The organism is Streptomyces graminofaciens, from assembly GCF_030294945.1.
GTDB classification, from domain to species: Bacteria; Actinomycetota; Actinomycetes; order Streptomycetales; family Streptomycetaceae; genus Streptomyces; species Streptomyces graminofaciens.
The window spans coordinates 8,110,038-8,129,639 of sequence record NZ_AP018448.1 but is presented as its reverse complement, the minus strand read 5'-3'; the positions used below and the strand labels follow the sequence as shown (position 1 = coordinate 8,129,639).

The 19,602-nt window shown below is 70.8% G+C and carries 15 protein-coding genes and 1 pseudogene; 7 read left to right on the top strand and 9 right to left on the bottom strand.

Annotated features, from left to right (window positions below; genetic code table 11):
* Positions 1–45: 45 nt before the first annotated feature.
* Positions 46–1,140: a C40 family peptidase gene (locus tag SGFS_RS35775; RefSeq protein ID WP_286256296.1), complete on the top strand. Its 1,095-nt coding sequence runs from the start codon at positions 46–48 to the stop codon at positions 1,138–1,140.
* 502 nt (positions 1,141–1,642) lie between these two features.
* Here SGFS_RS35775 and SGFS_RS35770 read toward each other — a convergent pair.
* The gene (locus SGFS_RS35770) at positions 1,643–2,362 is read right to left on the bottom strand and encodes a LuxR C-terminal-related transcriptional regulator (protein WP_434028229.1); all 720 of its coding nucleotides are present in this window, start codon (positions 2,360–2,362) and stop codon (positions 1,643–1,645) included.
* A 380-nt stretch (positions 2,363–2,742) separates the two neighbouring features.
* Positions 2,743–4,032, bottom strand: coding sequence for an ATP-binding protein (locus SGFS_RS35765; protein WP_286256295.1), 1,290 nt, complete (start codon positions 4,030–4,032; stop codon positions 2,743–2,745).
* 166 nt (positions 4,033–4,198) lie between these two features.
* Between SGFS_RS35765 and SGFS_RS35760 the strand changes: the two genes are divergently transcribed.
* Entirely contained in the window at positions 4,199–5,728 is a 1,530-nt protein-coding gene (locus tag SGFS_RS35760) for a PspC domain-containing protein (RefSeq protein WP_286256294.1), read from the top strand.
* Positions 5,715–6,044 (top strand): hypothetical protein, encoded by a 330-nt coding sequence (locus SGFS_RS35755; RefSeq protein WP_286260469.1) that lies wholly within the window; start codon positions 5,715–5,717, stop codon positions 6,042–6,044. Before SGFS_RS35760 ends, SGFS_RS35755 begins: the two co-directional genes overlap by 14 nt.
* 324 nt (positions 6,045–6,368) lie before the next feature.
* Here the strand turns inward: SGFS_RS35755 and SGFS_RS35750 are convergent, their stop codons facing one another.
* The gene (locus SGFS_RS35750; RefSeq protein ID WP_286256293.1) at positions 6,369–6,899 is read right to left on the bottom strand and encodes a DoxX family protein; all 531 of its coding nucleotides are present in this window, start codon (positions 6,897–6,899) and stop codon (positions 6,369–6,371) included.
* 494 nt (positions 6,900–7,393) lie between these two features.
* Positions 7,394–8,647, bottom strand: coding sequence for a hypothetical protein (locus SGFS_RS35745; protein ID WP_286260236.1), 1,254 nt, complete (start codon positions 8,645–8,647; stop codon positions 7,394–7,396).
* Here SGFS_RS35745 and SGFS_RS35740 point away from each other — a divergent pair.
* Both SGFS_RS35740 and SGFS_RS35735 read left to right on the top strand, forming a co-directional pair.
* Positions 8,630–9,190: a hypothetical protein gene (locus tag SGFS_RS35740; protein WP_286260467.1), complete on the top strand. Its 561-nt coding sequence runs from the start codon at positions 8,630–8,632 to the stop codon at positions 9,188–9,190. The two genes, SGFS_RS35745 and SGFS_RS35740, sit on opposite strands and share 18 nt — an antisense overlap.
* Positions 9,183–9,355: pseudogene (locus SGFS_RS35735) on the top strand (DUF4429 domain-containing protein); the annotation flags it as partial. The gene SGFS_RS35740 and the pseudogene SGFS_RS35735, both read left to right, overlap by 8 nt.
* Here the strand turns inward: SGFS_RS35735 and SGFS_RS35730 are convergent.
* Entirely contained in the window at positions 9,355–10,149 is a 795-nt protein-coding gene (locus SGFS_RS35730; protein WP_286256292.1) for a class II aldolase/adducin family protein, read from the bottom strand. The pseudogene SGFS_RS35735 and the gene SGFS_RS35730 sit on opposite strands and share 1 nt — an antisense overlap.
* A 221-nt stretch (positions 10,150–10,370) precedes the next feature.
* Here SGFS_RS35730 and SGFS_RS35725 point away from each other — a divergent pair, with 221 nt between their 5' ends.
* Positions 10,371–10,880, top strand: a complete 510-nt coding sequence (locus SGFS_RS35725) for a pyridoxamine 5'-phosphate oxidase family protein (protein ID WP_286256291.1) — start codon at positions 10,371–10,373, stop codon at positions 10,878–10,880.
* A gap of 47 nt (positions 10,881–10,927) precedes the next feature.
* Here the strand turns inward: SGFS_RS35725 and guaA are convergent, their stop codons facing one another.
* Entirely contained in the window at positions 10,928–12,502 is a 1,575-nt protein-coding gene (gene guaA / locus SGFS_RS35720) for a glutamine-hydrolyzing GMP synthase (protein ID WP_286256290.1), read from the bottom strand.
* 290 nt (positions 12,503–12,792) lie between these two features.
* Between guaA and SGFS_RS35715 the strand changes: the two genes are divergently transcribed.
* Positions 12,793–13,113 (top strand): chorismate mutase, encoded by a 321-nt coding sequence (locus tag SGFS_RS35715; protein ID WP_286256289.1) that lies wholly within the window; start codon positions 12,793–12,795, stop codon positions 13,111–13,113.
* An 854-nt stretch (positions 13,114–13,967) separates the two neighbouring features.
* Here the strand turns inward: SGFS_RS35715 and SGFS_RS35710 are convergent.
* The 3 genes from SGFS_RS35710 to SGFS_RS35700 form a co-directional block, all read right to left on the bottom strand.
* Positions 13,968–15,758 carry a GMC family oxidoreductase N-terminal domain-containing protein gene (locus tag SGFS_RS35710; RefSeq protein ID WP_286256288.1) on the bottom strand — a complete coding sequence of 597 codons (1,791 nt, stop codon included), beginning with the start codon at positions 15,756–15,758 and terminating at the stop codon, positions 13,968–13,970.
* A gap of 99 nt (positions 15,759–15,857) precedes the next feature.
* Positions 15,858–17,489, bottom strand: coding sequence for a succinic semialdehyde dehydrogenase (locus SGFS_RS35705; RefSeq protein WP_286256287.1), 1,632 nt, complete (start codon positions 17,487–17,489; stop codon positions 15,858–15,860).
* A 282-nt stretch (positions 17,490–17,771) separates the two neighbouring features.
* Positions 17,772–19,547: a serine/threonine-protein kinase gene (locus tag SGFS_RS35700; protein ID WP_286256286.1), complete on the bottom strand. Its 1,776-nt coding sequence runs from the start codon at positions 19,545–19,547 to the stop codon at positions 17,772–17,774.
* Positions 19,548–19,602 lie beyond the last annotated feature (55 nt).

Genomic DNA, 19,602 nt, shown 5'->3' with positions numbered 1-19,602 from the left:
TCTGTACGGACAGACGGCGGTCGTACGAGAGGACGTGGCCCCCACGTGGCAACGCACCGCAAGCCCAGACAGCGCTCGCTCGGCGGTCACACGGCTCGGACCGCCGCCACGCTCGCGCTCGCGGGCGCGGCGACCGCGACCGGGTTCGACGGCACCGGGTACGCCGACCCACAGCTCACACCGGAGCAGGTCAAGGCGAAGGTGAACAAGCTGTACGAGGAGGCGGAGGTCGCCACCGAGAAGTACAACGGCACGAAGGAGAAGGCCGACAAGGCGCAGGAGAACCTGGAGGAACTGCGCGACCAGGCGGCCCGCCGGACGGACCTGCTCAACGCGGAGCGCGACAAGCTCGGTTCGCTGGCGGCCGCGCAGTACCGCAGCGGCGGCATGGCCCCCTCATGGCAGCTGGCACTCTCCGGCGATCCCGACCAGTACCTGGACGGCGCCGCCCTCGCCGACCGGGTCGGCAACCGGCAGGCGACGGACGTGGCGGGCGTACGGAAGCAGCTGCGGGAGATCGAACGACTGCGCGGGGCCGCCCGGGTCGAGCTGGCCTCGCTCAAGATCAAGCAGACGGAGCTGAAGAAGCAGAAGAAGACGATCACTTCGAAGCTCGGTGAGGCGCGACGCCTCCTCGACCGGCTCAGCGACGCGGAACGGGCCCGGTTCGACGCGGCGGGAGGCTCGGGCCACGCCTCCCGCTCCTTCGGCCGCGACACCATGACCGACGGCCCGGCCCCGGTGGCCGCCACGGCCTGGACGGCCTCGACGGCGGGCATGCAGGCCCCCGACTCCCGTGTCGCGAGCGCCGTCTCCTACGCCTACTCGAAGCTCGGCAGCCCCTACGTCTGGGGCGCCACCGGCCCCAACGCCTTCGACTGCTCGGGCCTCACCCAAGCCGCGTACCGCGCCGCCGGCATCTCCCTGCCCCGCACCACCTACGCCCAGATCAACGCGGGCCACCGCGTCTCCCGCTCCGAACTCCGCCCGGGCGACCTGGTGTTCTTCTACTCCGGCATCAGCCATGTGGGCATCTATGTCGGGAACGGCCAGATGGTCCACGCCCCGAGACCGGGAGCACCCGTACGTGTGGCCCCGCTCGACGAAATGCCGTTCGCGGGAGCCACACGGGTCGTGTGAACCACCGCGCACCGCCGGGCCTTCCTGTCGTTTCGTGCACCGCCAGGCTGTCCCGTCGTACGTCCGCCAGGCTCTCCCGTCGTGCACCGCCAGGCTCCCGTCGTACGTCCGCGGGCCGTCCCGTCGTGCATTGCCGGGCCGTCCAGTCGTACGTTCCCGGGGCAGCGGGGGTACGACGCGGGGGTCGCTGTAGTGCGCCCCGGCCGACTTCGTCGCCAGCAGCGCGGCGACGAGGACAGGGCCTGGTGTCGTCGGCCCGAACGCGAGAGCGAGGCGAACTCAGTAACAGGGGCAGGGGTCGGGCGCGAGCGGACGCAACGGGAGCAGGTGAGGGTGAGCAGGCGATCGGGGAGGGCGAGTAGCGCAAGTAAGGAAGGCAAGCGAGGTCGGGGGCTGGGGCCGAGGCTGGGGCCGAGCTTGAGGCGGAGGGCGGTTGAGGCAGGGCTCGGGATGGCTGGGCCGCCCGGCCCCGGCCCCGGCCCCGGCCCGCAGTCTCCGGCGATCAGACCAATCGGCGTGCCGTCGCCCATCTCGTCAGCTCGTGTCGGTTGGAAAGCTGCAACTTCCGCAGCACGGCGGAGACATGGGACTCCACCGTCTTCACCGAGATGAACAACTGCTTGGCGATCTCCTTGTACGCATAGCCACGGGCGATAAGACGAAGCACCTCACGCTCGCGCTGGGTCAGACGGTCCAGATCCTCGTCCACCGGCGGCGCATCCGTGGAAGCGAAGGCGTCGAGAACGAAGCCGGCCAGGCGCGGCGAGAAGACCGCGTCGCCCTCCTGCACACGGAAGATGGAGTTCACGAGGTCCGTGCCCGTGATCGTCTTGGTGACATAGCCCCGAGCTCCGCCACGAATCACCCCGATCACATCCTCCGCCGCGTCCGAGACGGACAGGGCGAGGAAACGAACCGGCTGCTCGGCATCCGCCATCAACGCCGAGCAACGACGCAGCACCTCGACACCGCCGCCTCCGGGAAGGTGGACGTCGAGCAGCACCACCTCGGGCCGCGTGCTCGTGATCACCGAGACCGCCTGATCGACGTCCGGCGCCTCCCCCACGACCTCGACGCCCGTACGCTCCGTCTGCCCGATCTCGGCCCGCACCCCCGTACGGAACATACGGTGATCGTCGACCAGCACAACCCGAACATGCCGCCCGGGCGGGGAAACCCTCACCCCGGCCGAGTCCACGGCTTCGCCAGCCACGCCGGCCACGCCGGCCACATCAGGCGCACCGGACGCACCGGACGCACCGCGTTCATCGGACGCACTCACGTCGTCGGGCACGCTCCCTCCGGAGGAGGGGCTCACTCCGGCAGACGGACGGACCTCACCAGATGCTGCGGCTTCGCCGGCACTCGACCCGGCTGGCTGCGTGGACGCGGTTGCCGGAACAGCCCCGCCCCCGCCCGGGACGGCAACCCCCGGCGAATCTCCCGCACCGGTCGAGGCGTCCCCCACAGCCGACCCACCCGGTCGCACCGCACCGCTCCGCGCGGCCGGACTCCCCGGCTCCCCGATCGGCGCGGCAGCCGAAACACCCTGACCGGCAAGGCCGTTCACCCAGCTCGCTCCGTTCTCCCCGTTCGCGTCACTCATGACGTGGTCTCCGCCCTCTCCATCTCCAGCTCGACCTCCGTACCGCCGTCCGGTACGGCGCGGAGCCGTGCCGTCCCCCCGTTGCGCTCCATGCGGCCGATGATCGATTCTCTGACGCCCATGCGGTCGGCGGGTATCGCGTCGAGGTCGAAGCCGGGGCCGCGGTCGCGGACGGACACGAAGACCGTCCTGCCCTCGACTTCGGCGTAGACCTGTACGGCGCCGCCCTGGCCACCGTACTTGGCGGCGTTCACCATCGCTTCCCGCGCGGCCTGCATCTGCGCGGCCAGGCCCTCGTCGAGTGGGCAGTCCCCGACCACGACCACCTCAATGGGGACGCCGTGCTTGTCCTCGACCTCGGCTGCGTTGCGTCGCACGGCCTCGGCGAGAGTGCCCGGCTCGTCGTCCTCGTCCTTGCCCGTACCCTCGGGTTTGTACAGCCAGTTGCGCAGGTCTCGCTCCTGGGCTCGGGCCAGGCGGCGGACCTCGTTGGCGTTGTCCGCGTTGCGCTGTATCAGTGTCAGGGTGTGCAGCACCGAGTCGTGGACGTGGGCCGCGACCTCCGCACGTTCCTGGGCGCGGATGCGCATCAGGCGCTCCTCGGAGAGGTCCTGGGTCATGCGGACGAGGTACGGGCCGGCGAGCAGCGTTATGCCGACGAGGACCGCGAGCGCCGCCTGCAGCACCGCGCTGAGATGGACGGCGGAGCCCTGCAGGACGAATATCCCGGAGACGCCCGCGGCGACCAGCAGCACTCCGCCCACCGTGCGGAGCAGCGTGATCGTGCGCCTGCTGCGTCCGACCTCCGCCCAGCGGGCCCGTCGCGCGTTGTCCGCCTGGCGCCAGACCAGGGCGACACCTGCACCGACGAGCACGGTCGGCCACAGATACGCCCGGGCACCCCCGCCCAGATTCACATTGCCGACGAAGACCATCGCCACGACGACCATGAGGAGGAGGGCGACGATCTGGCCCCGGTCCGGCTTGCGGGCCACGAGTCTGCGACGGCCGTCGGGTGAGGTGTCGGAAGTGATGGTCGGCGGTCGCTGGCTGCCCACGCCGCCCATACCGAGCGGTACGAAGAACCAGAACGCCGCATACAACAGCGCGCCGAGGCCGTCTGCCATCAGCAGGCCGACGAACACGAGCCGCACCCAGGTCACAGGCAGCCCGAGATGCCCGGCGAGCCCTCGCGCCACGCCACCGAGCCAGCGTCCGTCGCTGCTGCGGTAGAGCTTGCGCGGGGGCCGCGGGGTGTCGAGTGGCAGTGCTGCGGCTTCCGGCATGCCATCGATGTTCACACGCATGGCGGACCGAGGCATCAGGGTCGACCCCCGAGACGCCCCTGATCTTCGGTCCGGCCGTGATCGAACGCATCCCCGGGGCGATATCAGGGTTCGGCCAGGGTCATCCCGACTGCCATCGGACGGGCTCGCCGGTCACGATGGACGCATGACGGATCACCAGCACGCGGCACCGGAACCGGGCCCCGGCTCGGCCCCCCAGCGGCCGGACACCCAGCCGCAGGACGCCACGCCCACACCGGGCACGGCAAAGGAGCCGCGCGCGCACGAGGGCGCGCCCGCACACTCGCACGCGAGCACAGGCACGCATCCGGGCACGGGTACACCCGCGGATCGAACGGCGTCCGCCGGCCCGGCGGGACAAAGGGCCTCCGGGAGCAGAGCCGATCCAACCGACCCGGTCGACACTCCCGCCGCTCCACCCAAGTTCCGCCGTAACCGGCAGTACAAGATGCTGGGCGGTGTCTGCGCCGGGCTCGGGCGGCACTGCGACATGGACCCGGTGATCTTCCGGATCGTCCTCGCGGTGTTGTCCGCGACCGGCGGCCTCGGTCTCATCTTCTACGGCTTCGTCTGGCTGTTCGTGCCGTACGACGACGAGGAAGAGGAGAACGAAGTTCGCAAGTTGCTGACCGGGCGGGTCGACGGCCATGCCCTGGCGGCCGTGCTCTTCGCGCTGGTCGGCTGTGGAGTGTTCCTCACGCTGCTCAACAACAGCACGATCCTGGCCTTCGCCGTCGTCGTTTCCCTGCTCCTGGCGGGCGCGGGGTACTGGTCGCAGCAGCGCGGCGATCCAGACCCCGATCCGCTCGCCGCGCAGGCCGCCGCCGACGCTCCGCCGGAGCCCCAGGCGCCGCCCATCGCCATCTCCTACCCCTCCTGGTGGCGTGACCCGATAGTCAAGGACGGCACCCATGTGGGGGGCACGGGCTATCTGTGGGGACCGCGGGAGTCACGGGAGCGCGACATCATGGAATCCGTCACGGTCGCTCCGGGCGCGCTGCCGCACCGGCACATACGCACCGAACGCGAGCCGAGGCCACGCGGCCCGCGCTGGATAGGCAGCTGGGTCTTCCTGCTCGCGCTGCTCGCCGGAGTCGTGAGCGCGAAGGCGACCTGGGAGGACCGTGAGCCGGCCGCCGCGCTGCAGACCGGTCTGGCCTGCGCACTGATCGTGTTCGGCCTGGGGATAGCGGTGAGCGCGTTCCTGGGCAGGACGGGAGCGGGGTCGATCTTCCTGGCCGTGGTCACCGCCGGGCTTCTGGCGTGCTCGGCGGCGCTCCCTGCGAACATCAGCTCCGACTGGGTCCGTACGGAGTGGGCACCGAGGAAGGCGGCGAATGTGGCCGCCCGGTACGAGTTGGGCACGGGCGTGGGCACGCTGGACCTGTCACGGCTGAAGCTGTCGAAGGGCCAGACGCTGACGACCGGCGTGGAGGTGGGAGCGGGGAAGGTGAAGGTGGTGGTCCCGCCGGACGTCACTGTGAAGCTCGACATCGAAGTGGGACTTGGCGACATCCAGTTGCCGGGCGACGGGAAGGAGGACGTGGACGTGGCGCCGGACAAGACCAAGCAGTTGACGTTGCCGCCGGTGAAGGGCTTGAAAGACAGTGGCACGATCACTGTCGACCTCGAAGTCGGTGTGGGACAGGCGGAGGTGACCCGTGCCGCGTCATGACGTCCGGCCCGGCAAGCTCACAGCCGGCTTCTTCCTCGCCCTCACCGGGGTCCTGTACCTGGGTGACGCGGGCGGCGCCTGGAAGACCCCGTGGTTCATCGCGTTCCCCCTCGTCATCGCCGGGCTCTGCCTCGCGGGGGCGGTGGCGTTCCTGAACCACGCGATACGCGGTCACCGCGTGTCCCGGCGGGCGAACGGCCAGGGCGGACCGGAAGCGGGAGGCGTGGGAGAGCCGGGAGGACCAGAAAGAGCGACAGGCAAGCCGGGAAGGAAAGCGGAGGACATACGGCCGCCGGATGCGGGCGTGCAGGGGTGACCAACGCGGCACCACCCGGTGGGAAGCACGCACAGTGTCACCGGATGGACGAATAACTGAAAAGTGAGCCATAGAGCGCATCCGCGTGATGACCGAACCATGTCCCAGCGGACGTTCGTCCAGATCCTGCGACCCCGACGAATGCGACAGCATTGCGAGGTGACCCTGGCCCGCGGTGGGGGGTGCCACGGGGTCCCCTCCGGGCCACGAGGTCCCCTTCGGCTCCCCCGGGGCGTTCGTAGTCCAGCCGACGCCCCCTGGCACCCCAAGCACCGCCCGTCGCCGCAGAGTCGTGAGTGGGCGAGGTCACCCCACCCCCAGAGCTCAGCGGTATTCGGCTGGTCGTCGTCTGCGGCGGGAGCGGATGACCGCGTCGAGCGAGAAGATCGAGGCTCCGGCGAGGATGAGGGGGAGCCAGGCCATGAGGTACGGGAGGTCGTTGCCGTAGTAGTAGGGGTCGGAGGCCCAGCTGACCGTCAGCCACAGGCTGAGGGAGATCAGGGCGCCACCGACGGCGGCGAGGCGGGCGAAGAGTCCGATGAGGGTGCCGATACCGACGGCCAGTTCGCCGAGGGCCATGGCATAGCCGAACCCCACGGGGTTCTTGAGAGCCATGTCGATGAGGGCCGGAATGGCGGAGGCGTCGCGGGCCGCGCGCATCGTGTCGCCGATGGAGCCGGCGCCGGAGTCGGACAAGAAGGCGCTGTCGGTGAGTTTGTCCAGGCCGGCGTAGATGAAGGTGACGCCGAGGAAGACGCGTAGGGGTAGCAGGGCGTAGCGGGTGGCTGTGTCCCGCCAGTCGCGGCCGCCGCCGTCGTAGGGGGCGTGGGTGTTCGTGCGAATGCTGTGAGTCATCAGTCTGCGCCGCCTCTCGCCCGCTGTGCCGTGACCCCTCGACGAACGATACGTTCGGACGGGTGGAGGCGCTCAATGCCGCGTCGGCCTTTTTGTTGGCTCGTGGCCGTCTGGTGCGGGCGATGTGTTTGTGACTGTGTTCGCCCCCGCTGCCTTCGCCGCTCTTGCCCCTCCCGGCCTGGGCCTCTGTGCGTCCCGTCCTGAACCGAGGCCGTCGCCCCCAGGCCTCACCGGGCTGCTTCCCTGTGGGGGCCTGCCAGCTGATCCTCGGCGCGGTCGAGCCGAATGTCCGATGGCCCGGCAGTCCGTGGCCCGGCAGTCCGATGGAGCCGCGTATCCGGTGCAGCCCCGCAGCCCGCTTCGCCCCAGCACCGGGGCCCTGTGGGGAGCGCGTTCCCGGCCGCGTGCCGTGTCCACCGCTGCCCTGCCAGGGCCACTCTCGGCGCGCGATCCCAGGCCCGCGTCCCATGCCCCCGCTGCCGCGGCTCCGTCCCTCAGTCGGCCGACACCTCGATCGCGTAGCGGTTGGTTTCCACGCCGGCCGCGGTGACGACCTGGACCTCGACCTTGCCGGGCTCCACGTCGGCGGGGACGGGGACGGTGAGGACGGCGTCGGTGGGGTTGTTGAAACCGCCGGCGACGGGGACGAGGGGGACGTGGACATGGACGGGGCCGATGCGGACGACCATGCGGGAGAGGCGGTCGGCGGACTGGGCGCCCGGGGGGACGAAGCCGGCGCCGCGGATCTCGATGTCGTCGCCGTTGCGGATGGGGGCGTCGAGGTCGCCGGCCTCGCGGGAGCGGACCACGGAGAGGATGACGGGGCGGCCGCCCTCGGCGTACTTGCCGGCGACGTAGGTGGCAGCCGAGACCAAGACGAGGAGGGCCAGGCCCCAGGGGAGGTCGGGGAGTTGGTCGGGGCGGCGGGCCAGCCGTACCGCGGCGAAGGCCAGGGCGACGGCGCAGATGATCACGTACTGGATGTCGGTGAAGCTGCCTCGACCGGAGTCGTCGGTCAGCAGGTCGGCGGCCCGCGGGCGATGGGCCCGCACCTTCTGCAGTCGCTGGCCGAGGACGCGGAGGCCGACCACGCGGCGGACCAGTACCGCGATGCCGCAGACGACGGCCAGGACGGTCACGATGCCGGCGCCGCGGGCAAGTTCGAGTCCGGCGATGAGTGCCTCGCGCTCGCGGTGGTCGGAGGCGGCGGCGAGGCGGCCCACCAGTACGAGGACGGCGAAGACCACGAACAGCACCCAGCTCGCCGCGATCGCGCGGGAGGTGGAGAGACGGTTGTCCTCGCCGATGACCGGGGCGAGGGTGCCGCCACGGGCCCGGTGCAGATAGCCGGCGCCGGTCAGCGCCGCGCCCACCAGCAGGGCGGCGAGCAGGCCGACCGTACGCGCGACCGTCCAGCCCGTGCCGATCGCGGTGAGTGCCTGGACGAGGAGGAGGGTGATGACGGCGGCCCAGACGACGATCGCCGTGCGCAGCCACAGACGGCCGAGCCAGGCCTCACCCTCGATCCGGCCGCGCTCGGCGACGACTGCCGCGGACTGGGTGAGTTCGTCGGAGACCCACTGGCGGGAGGCGGACGGGGAGTGTGCGACCGCTGCGGGCAGGCCCTGCCCCGACGCGAACTCCTCACGTTTCAGCAGGAACTCGGCGACCGCGCGCCGGTGTCCCGCACGCGCCCCGTGCGGGCAGTCCCCGCATGTGCACCCGCCGTCATGGGGACCCGCGCCCATGCCCCCTCTCGCCTCCTGTACCGCCACGCCCGAGCCCGCCTTCCCACGCCGCGTCCGCTTCCGCGGCCGCTGCTCATCTCGTTCTTCGCCGTCACAGCCCTCGTCGTCGAGGACGACGTCATGCACGCCTTCGCCACCGGCGACGTCATCACCGTCATCGCCGTCCGCACCGCCACGGACGTCGTGATCACCACGGTCGTCGTCACGGTCGTCGTCGCCATCGCCGCCACCGTCGTCGTCATCTCGCCGACAGCACGCGTCGTACGTACGTCCGCTCACTCCCACAACCGTGCGGCCGTACAACTGCCCTGTGATGACAGCGAATTGTGCCGTACTGGACACCGCCCGCGTACGGCAGGGGCACTCCGCGCAAGCGGGGCGCGGGGTGAAGTGCCGATCCCCGTGTTGACCTGGCTGGGAGAGTCCTGGTGTTCCGGCAGACGTAGGGGGAGATCCCGGTGCCGCTGGACGCGGTGTCCGGCGTCGTCCGCGAGCGCGAGAGCAGGTGCGGACCGCTTCAGCTGCGGCTTCGCGTGGTCATGAAGGCGGGTTTCCGCCCTTTGTGTCGCTCGCGCGGCCGTGCTCTCGAAGCTCCCGCCCGGGAAGGACCCGTTCGCCCTTGGCCTGTGGGGCGGCACCCGCCGCGATCCGGTGACGACGCTCGTCGCGATGGCCGTCGCCGCCCGGCTCCCCCATCCGTCCACCCGCTAGCTCAACAGGTCCGGTTCGCTGCGGCTGATGTCCTGCCACAGGGGTTGGTAGTTGATCCAGGCCACCAGGTCGCCGCCGGTCTGTTCGCGGGTGGCGACGGCCAGCCGGTGGTCGATGAGGATCGGGCGGCCCGCCGCTCTGGCGGTCAGCTGGACCTGGGCCGACCGTTCCATCGACAGGAACCACCAGGCGGCCGCATCCACCGAGTCGCCCACGGTCAGCATCCCGTGGTTGCGCAGCACGAGCGCCTTGCGGCTGCCGAGCGCGGCGGCGATCCGGCGGCCCTCGTCGGTGTCGACGGCGACGCCCGTGTAGTTGTCGTACAGCGCGTGGTCCTCGTAGAAGGCGCAGGACTCCTGGGTGATCGGGTCGAGCAGGTCGCCGAGCGCGGCCAGCGCGCGCCCGTGCACCGAGTGGCAGTGGGCCACCGCGACGACGTCCGGGCGGGCGGCGTGCACCTGGGCGTGGACGGTGAACGCGGCCTGGTTGACGTGGTAGCTGCCCTCGATGACCTGGCCGTCCTCGTTGGCGAGGACCAGATCGCTCACCGTGACGTGCTTGAACGGCATGCCGAACGGGTTGACCCAGAAGCAGTCGCTGAACTCGGGGTCGCGCGCGGTGATGTGCCCCGAGACCCCGTCCTCGAACCCCAGCCGCCCGAAGATCCTGATGGCCCCGGCCAGCCGTTCCTTGCGGTGCCGCCGTTCGTCCGCCGGTGACTCGTGCATCGGCGGCATGGCGAACCGCAGCTGGTCGGTGGGTAGGGGCAGGGGCGGTGTGGGCCCGTGCATGTGTCCTCCAGGCTGGGTTCCTTTACGAAGCGGAAGTTACCGTCGGTCGCTCGAACAGAACAGGGTCGTCCGGTGAAGAGTGTGCGCAACCGTTACGCAAGTCACGGATGCGCATCAGTAGACAAGGGTGTTCCGCCCGTTCCGTTCATGCAGGGCTGGGAGCCGCTTTCCTCCGGAAAGCCGGACAGAAGGTGTCGGGTATCCGCGTCAGACTCTTGCGTATGCCAGACAACCCTGAGAACGGCGAGAGCCGTGCGGCCTCGTCGAACTGGGCGGCCTTCGTCGCCGCCGCGCCCGAGCTCGCCAGGACCGTCGAGGAGCGGTTCGCCGCCTTCACACACCACGTCCTCGCCACCCTCCGCAGGGACGGTTCCCCGCGTACGACCGGGCTGGAGGTCCGCTTCGTCGGCGGTGAGCTGTGGCTCGGGATGATGCCGGACTCGCTCAAGGCGCTCGATCTGCGCCGCGATCCACGGTTCGCGTTGCAGGCCAACCCGGGACCGGGCACCGAGATGGGCGGTGGAGACGTCCGGGTCGGCGGGCGGGCGATCGAGGTCGACGATCCCGCCGTCAAGGCCGCGTACGGCGAAGAGGTGGAACCGCCGGAGCCGTTCCACCTCTTCCGTACCGAGCTGACGGAGGTCGTACGGACCTACGTCGAGGACGACAAGTACCTGGTCGTCCAGGTCTGGAAGCCCGGCGAGCCCGTGCGCACGATCAAGCGCGCCTGAGCCTCACCAACAACCAGCAACCAACAGAAGGCCAACCAGCAGGAGGCCTACTCCCACTCGATCGTGCCCGGCGGCTTCGACGTCACGTCGAGGACGACTCGGTTGACGTCGCGCACCTCGTTGGTGATGCGCGTCGAGATCTTCGCGAGCACCTCGTACGGCAGGCGCGACCAGTCGGCCGTCATCGCGTCCTCGGAGGACACCGGGCGAAGGACGATCGGGTGGCCGTACGTCCGGCCGTCTCCCTGGACGCCGACGCTGCGGACGTCCGCGAGCAGGACCACCGGGCACTGCCAGATGTCGCGGTCGAGGCCGGCCGCCGTCAGCTCCTCGCGGGCGATGGCGTCGGCCTCGCGGAGCAGGTCGAGGCGGTCCTTGGTGACCTCGCCGACGATGCGGATGCCCAGGCCGGGGCCGGGGAACGGCTGGCGCTGGACGATCTCCTCCGGCAGGCCCAGCTCCTGGCCGACCATCCGGACCTCGTCCTTGAACAGCTTGCGCAGCGGCTCGATGAGCTGGAACTCGAGGTCCTCGGGGAGGCCGCCGACGTTGTGGTGGGACTTGATGTTGGCCGTGCCCGTACCGCCACCGGACTCGACCACGTCGGGGTACAGGGTGCCCTGGACGAGGAACTCCACCGCCGGGCCCTCGTCCGCGATGATCTCGGCCTGCGCCTGCTCGAAGACGCGGATGAACTCGCGGCCGATGATCTTGCGCTTCTCCTCGGGGTCGGAGACCCCGGCGAGTGCCTTGAGGAACCGCTCCTCCGCGTCCACGACCTTCAGCTGCACGCCGGTCGCGGCCACGAAGTCCTTCTCGACCTGCTCGGTCTCGCCCTTGCGCATCAGGCCGTGGTCGACGTACACGCAGGTCAGCTGGGAGCCGATGGCCTTCTGGACGAGGGCCGCGGCGACCGCGGAGTCCACGCCGCCGGACAGTCCGCAGATCGCGCGCCTGTCGCCGACCTGCTCGCGGATCGCGGCGACCTGCTCCTCGATGACGTTGCCCGTGGTCCACGAAGGCGTGAGCCCGGCGCCGCGGTACAGGAAGTGCTCCAGCACCTGCTGGCCGTGCGTGGAGTGCATGACCTCGGGGTGGTACTGGACGCCGTACAGCTTCTTCTCGTCGTTCTCGAAGGCGGCGACGGGTACGACGTCCGTGGAGGCCGTGACCGCGAAGCCCTCGGGGGCGGCGGAGCAGGCGTCGCCGTGGGACATCCACACCGACTGCTCGTCCGGGGTGCCCTCGAAGAGGGTGGAGCCGGCCTTGGAGACATGCAGAGGCGTACGGCCGTACTCACGCGCTCCCGTGTTGTCGACCGTGCCGCCGAGGGTCGTGGCCATCAGCTGGAAGCCGTAGCACATGCCGAAGACGGGGACGCCGGCCTCGAACAACGCGCGGTCGACGGTCGGGGCGCCCTCGGCGTACACCGAGGAGGGGCCGCCGGAGAGGATGATCGCCGCCGGGTTCTTGGCGAGCATCTCCGCGACCGGCATGGTGCTCGGGACGATCTCGCTGTAGACCCGGGCCTCGCGGACGCGACGGGCGATGAGCTGGGCGTACTGCGCGCCGAAGTCGACGACCAGGACGGTGTCGGGGGCGGCGTGGGTCGCTGATGACACGGGGTGCCTTCCGGCGGTTGGGCGGGGGTCTGTGCAGCCGAGTCTACCGGGGTGGCGTCTCGTCGAGTGGGCCACTGGGGGCTCCGCTCCCGGACCCCGGCCACCACCCGCCTCGGCCGGACGAAAACGCGCCGTGCCATACTGACCCCATGCTCACGCACCCGACCTTCCTCTTTACCTATGGCAACCGGCCCACCGGCTGCCATGGTCGTGCTGCTTGAGCAACTGACAAGCGACTTCCCAGGCGCCCCGGGCCGACAAGGTCCGGGGCGCCTGGCGTTTTCGGGGCCTTGCCGCTCCGGGGCACCCCTTCCGACGAGGAGCCCCGCATGACCGCCATCGACGTGACCGGCGCCCGCACCACCGAGGCCGCCGACGTGATCACCGGCGCCCGTGAGCGTATCGACGCGCTCGACGACCGGATCATCGGCCTGATCCAGGAACGGACGGCGGTCTCCGCCGTCATCCAGGAGGCCCGGATCGCCTCCGGCGGCCGCCGAGTGAACCTCTCCCGCGAGATGGAGGTCCTCTCCCACTACAGCGACGCCCTCGGCAAGCCCGGCACCGCGCTCGCCATGACCCTGCTGGAGCTGTGCCGGGGCCGCATCTGAGCGTCCGACCACCGCGACGCGACCGCAACCGCAACCGCGACCGCGACCGCGACCGGCGGGGCGTACGCACGTACGCACTCGCTCTCACCCGTACGGCGCGTGACCGCCGTGCGACACGCTTCGTTGGTAGCGGTGTCCGGGCCAGCCAGGTCCGGGCCCGATAGAACCACGCGTGGCTCCGCTGGGGCGATGAGGCGTACGGATCGTGCCGTGCGCCGTGGGACCTCGCTCCAGGGTGGTGACCGGACGGCAGGGGACAGCAGCCCGGCCACTCAAAAGAACGGTCGGCTCCGGGGACGCCCGGGGCCGTCCGGCGGAATCCGTTCACCTCATGACCCGCGGCGCACCCCCCTGCGCCGCTCCGAGGCACCGGCGCTGCCCTGACGTCGGTGCTGACCGAAGAAGGGCCCCGCGGTTTCCGTCCCGCGGGGCCCTTCGTCATGTCGTCCACGACCGGACGGGACGATCGGGCCGTGACCTTGTGACCTTCTCCGGCTTCGCCGACCGGGCCTCGGTCGGCGCGGCTTCTCCTTGTCGGCGGGCTTCTCCCTATCGGCGGTCCGCGCCGTGGAGGCGGCCCGCGCCACGGCGGCGGCCGACTCGTTCCCCGCGTCCTTGTTCTCGCCACCACCCCCACCCGGAGTGACTCAGGTCACACGAAAAATCTGTTATCCGGAGGGCAACCCTTCGTATTCCTCGTCGGTCACACCTGCAAGAAGTCACACCTGTGACTCCTGAGACTGCGAAAGGCGTTCATTCGCCTCGCACAAAGGAGAAGGACCCGCACTCGGAGGGGGGTGCGGGTCCTTCTTCTGTCCCGGGTTCCTTCGGCTACTTCTTCGGCGGCACCGTCGCTACTTCTTCGGCGGCACCGTGGGCACCGCAACGAACGGCAGTCGCAGCGCGCCGAACGCGTCGGCCGGGACCGCCGGGTGCGTCGGCTCCACCGGGCGCAGTCGTTCGTACGCCTTTCCGGGGGCCGGGCGCGGGTCGGGCTCGTCCTTGTTGGGCCAGTACGACATCGCTCGCTCGGCCTGGGCGGTGATGGTCAGCGACGGGTTGACGCCCAGGTTTGCGGAGACCGCGGCGCCGTCGACGACCGAGATACCGGGGTGGCCGTACAGCCGGTGGTACGGGTCGATGACGCCCGCGTCCGCGGTCGCGCCGATCGGGCAGCCGCCGAGGAAGTGTGCGGTCAGCGGGGTGCCCATCAGTTCGCCCACGTTGCTGCCGGCGAAGCCGTTGATCTCGGCGGCGATCGTGGACGCGGCGGTGGAGGCGGCCTCGATCTGCTTGGGGTTGGGCGCGCCGTGGCCCTGGCGTGCCGTCAACAGGCCCTTGCCCGGGCCCTTCGGCTTCAGATACGTGGTGAGGGAGTTGTCCAGGGACTGCATGACCAGGCCGATGATGGTCCGCTCCGACCAGCGACGGTTGGAGAGCGAACGGGCCACGAGGAGGGGGTGCTTGGCCGCGTGCGCCAGCCAGCCGAGGACGCGTGAGGCACCCGACGCGGTGCCGCCCGCGTACGGGACCTGGAGGATGGACAGGCCGCCCATCGCGTTCGAGCCCTTGCCGTAGCGGACCGGCTCGATGTGCGTGTTCTCGTCGGGGTGGATCGAGGACGTGATCGCGACGCCGCGGGTGAAGTCGACCTGCGGCGCGCCGTGGGCCTTGCGGTAGCGGCGGCTGTCGGTCTGGGCGCCGACCAGGGCCTCGGAGTTGGTGCGGGTCAGCATGCCCAGCCGGTCGGAGACGTAGGGCAGTTGGCCGTTCGCCTTCATACGGTGCAGCAGGGTCTGGGTGCCGTAGGTGCCGGCCGCGAGGACTACCCGGCGGGCCTTGAGGACTCGGCCCTCGCCCTTGCGTCGCCGGTCGGTCGGGAGGGTCGTGACGGCGTAGCCGCCCTGCGAGTCCTCGGTGAGGGCGACGACCGTCGTCATCGGATGGACGACCGCGCCCGCCTTCTCGGCGAGGTGGAGGTAGTTCTCGTTCAGGGTGTTCTTCGCGCCGTGGCGGCAGCCCGTCATGCACTCGCCGCATTCGGTGCAGGCCTTGCGGGCGGGGCCCGCGCCGCCGAAGTAGGGGTCCGCCACCTGGTCGCCGGGCGCGGCCTTCGCCGTCCCGTCGGCGTCCTCGCCGTCACCGAAGAAGACCCCGACCGGCGCCATGTGGAAGCTGTCGCCGACGCCCATCCGCTCGGCGGCGGCCTTGAGGTGCACGTCGGACGGGGTCATGGTCGGGTTGAGCCGTACGCCGAGCATGCGGCGGGCCTGGTCGTAGTACGGCTTCAACTCCTCCTGCCAGTCGGTGATGTCCTTCCACTGGGGGTCGTCGAAGAACGGCTTGGGCGGGACGTAGAGGGTGTTGGCGTAGTTGAGCGAGCCGCCGCCCACGCCGGCCCCGGCGAGGACCATGACGTTGCCCAGCAGATGGATGCGCTGGATGCCGTACAGGCCGAGCCCGGGCGCCCACAGGTAGTTCTTGAGGTCCCAGGAGTTCTTGGGGAGGGTGGCGCGGGTGAAGCGGCGACCCGCCTCAAGGACGCCGACCTTGTAGCCCTTCTCGGTCAGACGCAACGCGGTCACGCTGCCGCCGAAGCCGGAGCCGACGACGATGACGTCGTAGTCGTAAGCGTCCTGAGGCACGTGTGCTCCTCGTCGAGTGTCCGTGCGGGTCGAATGTGGTTGCTCGCGCTCACGCGGCGGAGCCGCATGTCGATGCGGCCCCGCGCCCACTACCGAGCGCTACCTGAGCCTCAGTGCCTTCATCGCCCGGAGGCTGCGGTTCATGAACTGCGCGTACTTCTCGTCGTCCATACCCAGCGACGGGGCCATGGGCAGCAGTCGCTGCTGGGCCACCGTCTGGGCCTCGGTGTACTTGAGGATGCCCTCGGAGCCGTGGCGGCGGCCGAGGCCGGAGTCCTTCATGCCGCCCATGGGGGACTGGACGCTGCCGTAGGCGGAGGCGTAGCCCTCGTTGACGTTGACCGTGCCGGCGCGCACGCGGGAGGCGACCTCGCGGCCGCGGCGGCCGTCCTTGGTCCAGACGGACGCGTTGAGGCCGTACGCCGTGGAGTTGGCCTCCTCGATCACCGCGTCCTCGTCCGAGAAGCGGTAGATGGAGACGACCGGGCCGAAGGTCTCCTCGGCGCACACCGCCATGGGTTCGGAGACGCCGTCGAGGATGGTCGGCTCGTAGAAGTAGGGGCCGATGTCGGGGCGGGCGACGCCGCCGGCCACCACCTTCGCGCCCTTGGCCACGGCCTCGTCGACATGCCGGGTCACGGTCTCCAGCTGGCGCTCGCCGACCAGGGAGCCCATCTCGGCGCCGTACGCGAGGGACTTGCCCAGGCGCATGGCCTTCGTGCGGGCGGCGAAGCGCTCCAGGAAGGCGTCGGCGATCGACTCGTGGACGTACAGCCGCTCGATGGAGATGCAGAGCTGACCGGCCGAGCTGAAGCAGGCCCGGACGGCACCGGCGGCCGCCTTCTCTATGTCGGCGTCCTTGAGGACCAGCATGGCGTTCTTGCCGCCGAGTTCGAGGGAGACGCCGACCAGGCGGTCCGCGGCGCCCCGGGCGACCTCGCGGCCGGTGCGGGTGGATCCGGTGAAGGAGACGTAGTCGGCGTGCCTGACGACCTCCGGGCCGACGACCGGGCCCTCACCGAGGACGACCTGGAAGACCTCGGCGGGCAGACCGGCCTCGATGAGCAGGTCACGGGCCCACAGGGCGGTCAGGCAGGTTTCCGTGTCGGGCTTCATCACGACCGCGTTGCCCGCGACGAAGGCGGGGATCGCGTCGCCGACGGAGAGTTCGAGCGGGTAGTTCCAGGGGGCGATCTGGCCGACCACACCGCGCGGGTGACGCAGTTCGGTGACCTTCGTGAGGGTGGGTACGGCGCCGGTGTGCCGCTTCGGCTTCAGGTACGAGGGGGCCTTGCGCCCGTAGTGGCGGGCCGCGACCGCGACGGCCTGGACCTCCTCGTGGGCGTGCAGCCGGGCCTTGCCGGTCTCCAGCTGGATCAGGTCGAGCACCTCGGCCTGGCGTTCCAGGACCAGGTCGTGGAAGCGGAGCAGCACGGCGGCGCGTTGATGAACGGGCACCTGGGCCCAGACGGCCTGGGCGGCGCGGGCGCGCTCGTAGGCCTTCTCCACGTCCTCGGGGGTGGACTCCGGCAGGTCGGCGAGCTTCTCGCCGGTGAACGGCGTGTGGTTGGCGGTCCGGCCGGAGCCGACCACACCCTTGGTGAGCTGGGCTATCAGCTCCGGCGTGACCACATCGGCGGCGGTGCGGGCGCCCTGCGGGGCGGGCGCGAGGGGGTTGGTGCCGGTCGTCCGTGCCGTGCCGGTCTTTTCGGGGGCCTGCGAGTCCGTCATGACGCGCAGGGTATTCCGGACCGGACGACTTTGGGTACCCGGCGGTAACAGGGTTTCACAGGCCCCGCCCATCGCGCCAGTGATCAGTGGCATGAATATGCTGATCAGCGCGTTGGGCGCCCACGGTCGCGACTTGGTCACATCGTGGAGATCCGTCTCGGCCACGTGGTGGAGATCCGTCTCGGTCACGTGGTGGGGATCGGGCCCCGGTCACGTGGTGGGGATCCGGCCCCGGTCACATCGTGCGGATCCGTCCCGGTCACATCTGGGGATCTGCCCCGGTCACGTCGTGGGGATCTTCAGGCGGTCCCGGGCGCCCTTGAAAACCGCGGTGCCCTTCTTCTCGTCCGCCGTCCCCTTCGGCATGTCCACGCGCAGCTCGTACATCCGGTCGTCGTCGGTGCGGACGATCAGCTCCATGACGCGGGTGGGCGTGCCGTCCAAGTAGTGGGTGGTGTCGGCCAGGACGGCCTCCTGCTCGTGGAAGCTGGTGGAGGTGTACTGCGCGGTGGACTTCACGTCGTTCCCCACGATGTCGGTGGAGTCCTTGGCCTGCTTCATGGGCGAGGCGGGCGCCTCGTCCCACAGCGTGAGCCGGACCCGGATGACGTCCTCGCCCTCGTATGTGACCGTGCGCGGCTGGTCGTCCTCGCCGCCCTGCGCGCGGAGCCGTTCGTAGGGGCTCGGGAGGGAGAGGACGGCGTCGAGGGCCTTCTCGCGGTGTTCGACCCACCGCGCGCCCGGGGTGGGGCTGGTCGCGACGGGGCTGTCACCACCCCCGTCCCCGGGCGTTCCGCTGCCCATGACCAACTCGCCGCCGTCGTCCTTGACGAGGGACGTCCCGAACCAGACGCCTCCAGCGGCGAGCAGGGCGCCGGTGACCGCCGAGACCACGAGGAGCCGGCCCGAGCGGCGCCTGGGCGGGCGGGGGGTGGGGCGGTGTCGTACGACCGGGGGCTCTGTCGGGAGTTGTGCCTGGAGGTCTTCAGGGGGCTCTTCCCGTACGGCTTCCGGCGCGTCCTCCCGTGAAGAGGGCCGGGCAGGGGCACCCCCGAGCCGTACCGTGCCCACGTCCTCGCCCAACTGCTGGAGCCCGGCCGGACGCTGGGCGCCCAGCTCCGGCTCGTCCGGCTCACGGCCCGCCGCCACCGCCTCCAGGATCGCGGCGACCTCGTCGGCCTCGGGCCGCTCCGCGGGGTCCTTGGCCAGCAGACGGACGACGACCGGGGCGAGGGGGCCCGCCCGCTCGGGCTTCGGCGGCTCGTCGGAGAGGACCGCGGCGAGGGTCGACTCCAGGGCCGGGCGGCGGAAGGGGGACCAGCCCTCGACGGCCGTGTACAGCAGGACGCCCAGGGACCACAGGTCGGAGGGCGGGCCCGCGGTGCCGTGCCCGGACATGCGCTCGGGGGCGACGAACTCCAGCGAGCCGACGAACTCCCCACTCACGGTCAGCGATTCCTCGCCCTGGACGTGGGCGATGCCGAAGTCGGTGAGGACGACGCGGCCGTGCGGTCCGAGGAGGACGTTGGCGGGCTTGACGTCACGGTGGACGATGCCGACGCTGTGCGCGGCGTGCAGCGCGCCGACGACGGCGAGGCCGATGCGGGCGGACTCGGCGGGGGAGAGAGCGCCACGCCGGAGCACGTCCTGGAGGGACTCGCCACGGACCAACTCCATGACGATCCACGGGAGTCCGTCCTCGTTCACCACGTCATGGATGGTGACGGCGGACGGGTGGTCGACGCGGGCGGCGGCCCGGGCCTCACGGTAGAGCCGGTGGGCGGCCCGGCGGCGGGCCTCGCCCTCCGGGTCCTCCGGGTCGCGCGGCAGCCTGGGTTGTTTGACGGCGACTTCACGCTCGACGCGCCCGTCGACGGCCTTCCACACGGTGCCCATGCCACCGGAGCCGATGCGTTCGGTGAGGCGGTAGCGGTTGCCGATCAGCCGACTGGTCGGCAGACCTTCGCCACCCGAAAGCCCGCTGTACGATCCGTCACGCGATCCGTCACGCGATCCGTCGTACGAAAGTCCGTCGCGCGAATGTTCGCCCTCGCTCATGCCCCATCACTACCGCGCGGGCACGGACCTTGTCGACGTACCACTCGGTCGGCCC

What these genes read in the sequence shown, in the direction of transcription:
- SGFS_RS35705 (WP_286256287.1), bottom strand. Translation starts at nt 17,489, where the DNA reads ATGACGGACTCGCAGGCCCCCGAAAAGACCGGCACGGCACGGACGACC.
- SGFS_RS35730 (WP_286256292.1), bottom strand. Translation starts at nt 10,149, where the DNA reads ATGCACGGGCCCACACCGCCCCTGCCCCTACCCACCGACCAGCTGCGG.
- SGFS_RS35745 (WP_286260236.1), bottom strand. Translation starts at nt 8,647, where the DNA reads ATGGGCGCGGGTCCCCATGACGGCGGGTGCACATGCGGGGACTGCCCG.
- SGFS_RS35750 (WP_286256293.1), bottom strand. Translation starts at nt 6,899, where the DNA reads ATGACTCACAGCATTCGCACGAACACCCACGCCCCCTACGACGGCGGC.
- SGFS_RS35725 (WP_286256291.1), top strand. Translation starts at nt 10,371, where the DNA reads ATGCCAGACAACCCTGAGAACGGCGAGAGCCGTGCGGCCTCGTCGAAC.
- SGFS_RS35765 (WP_286256295.1), bottom strand. Translation starts at nt 4,032, where the DNA reads ATGCCGGAAGCCGCAGCACTGCCACTCGACACCCCGCGGCCCCCGCGC.
- SGFS_RS35760 (WP_286256294.1), top strand. Translation starts at nt 4,199, where the DNA reads ATGACGGATCACCAGCACGCGGCACCGGAACCGGGCCCCGGCTCGGCC.
- SGFS_RS35740 (WP_286260467.1), top strand. Translation starts at nt 8,630, where the DNA reads ATGGGGACCCGCGCCCATGCCCCCTCTCGCCTCCTGTACCGCCACGCC.
- SGFS_RS35700 (WP_286256286.1), bottom strand. Translation starts at nt 19,547, where the DNA reads ATGAGCGAGGGCGAACATTCGCGCGACGGACTTTCGTACGACGGATCG.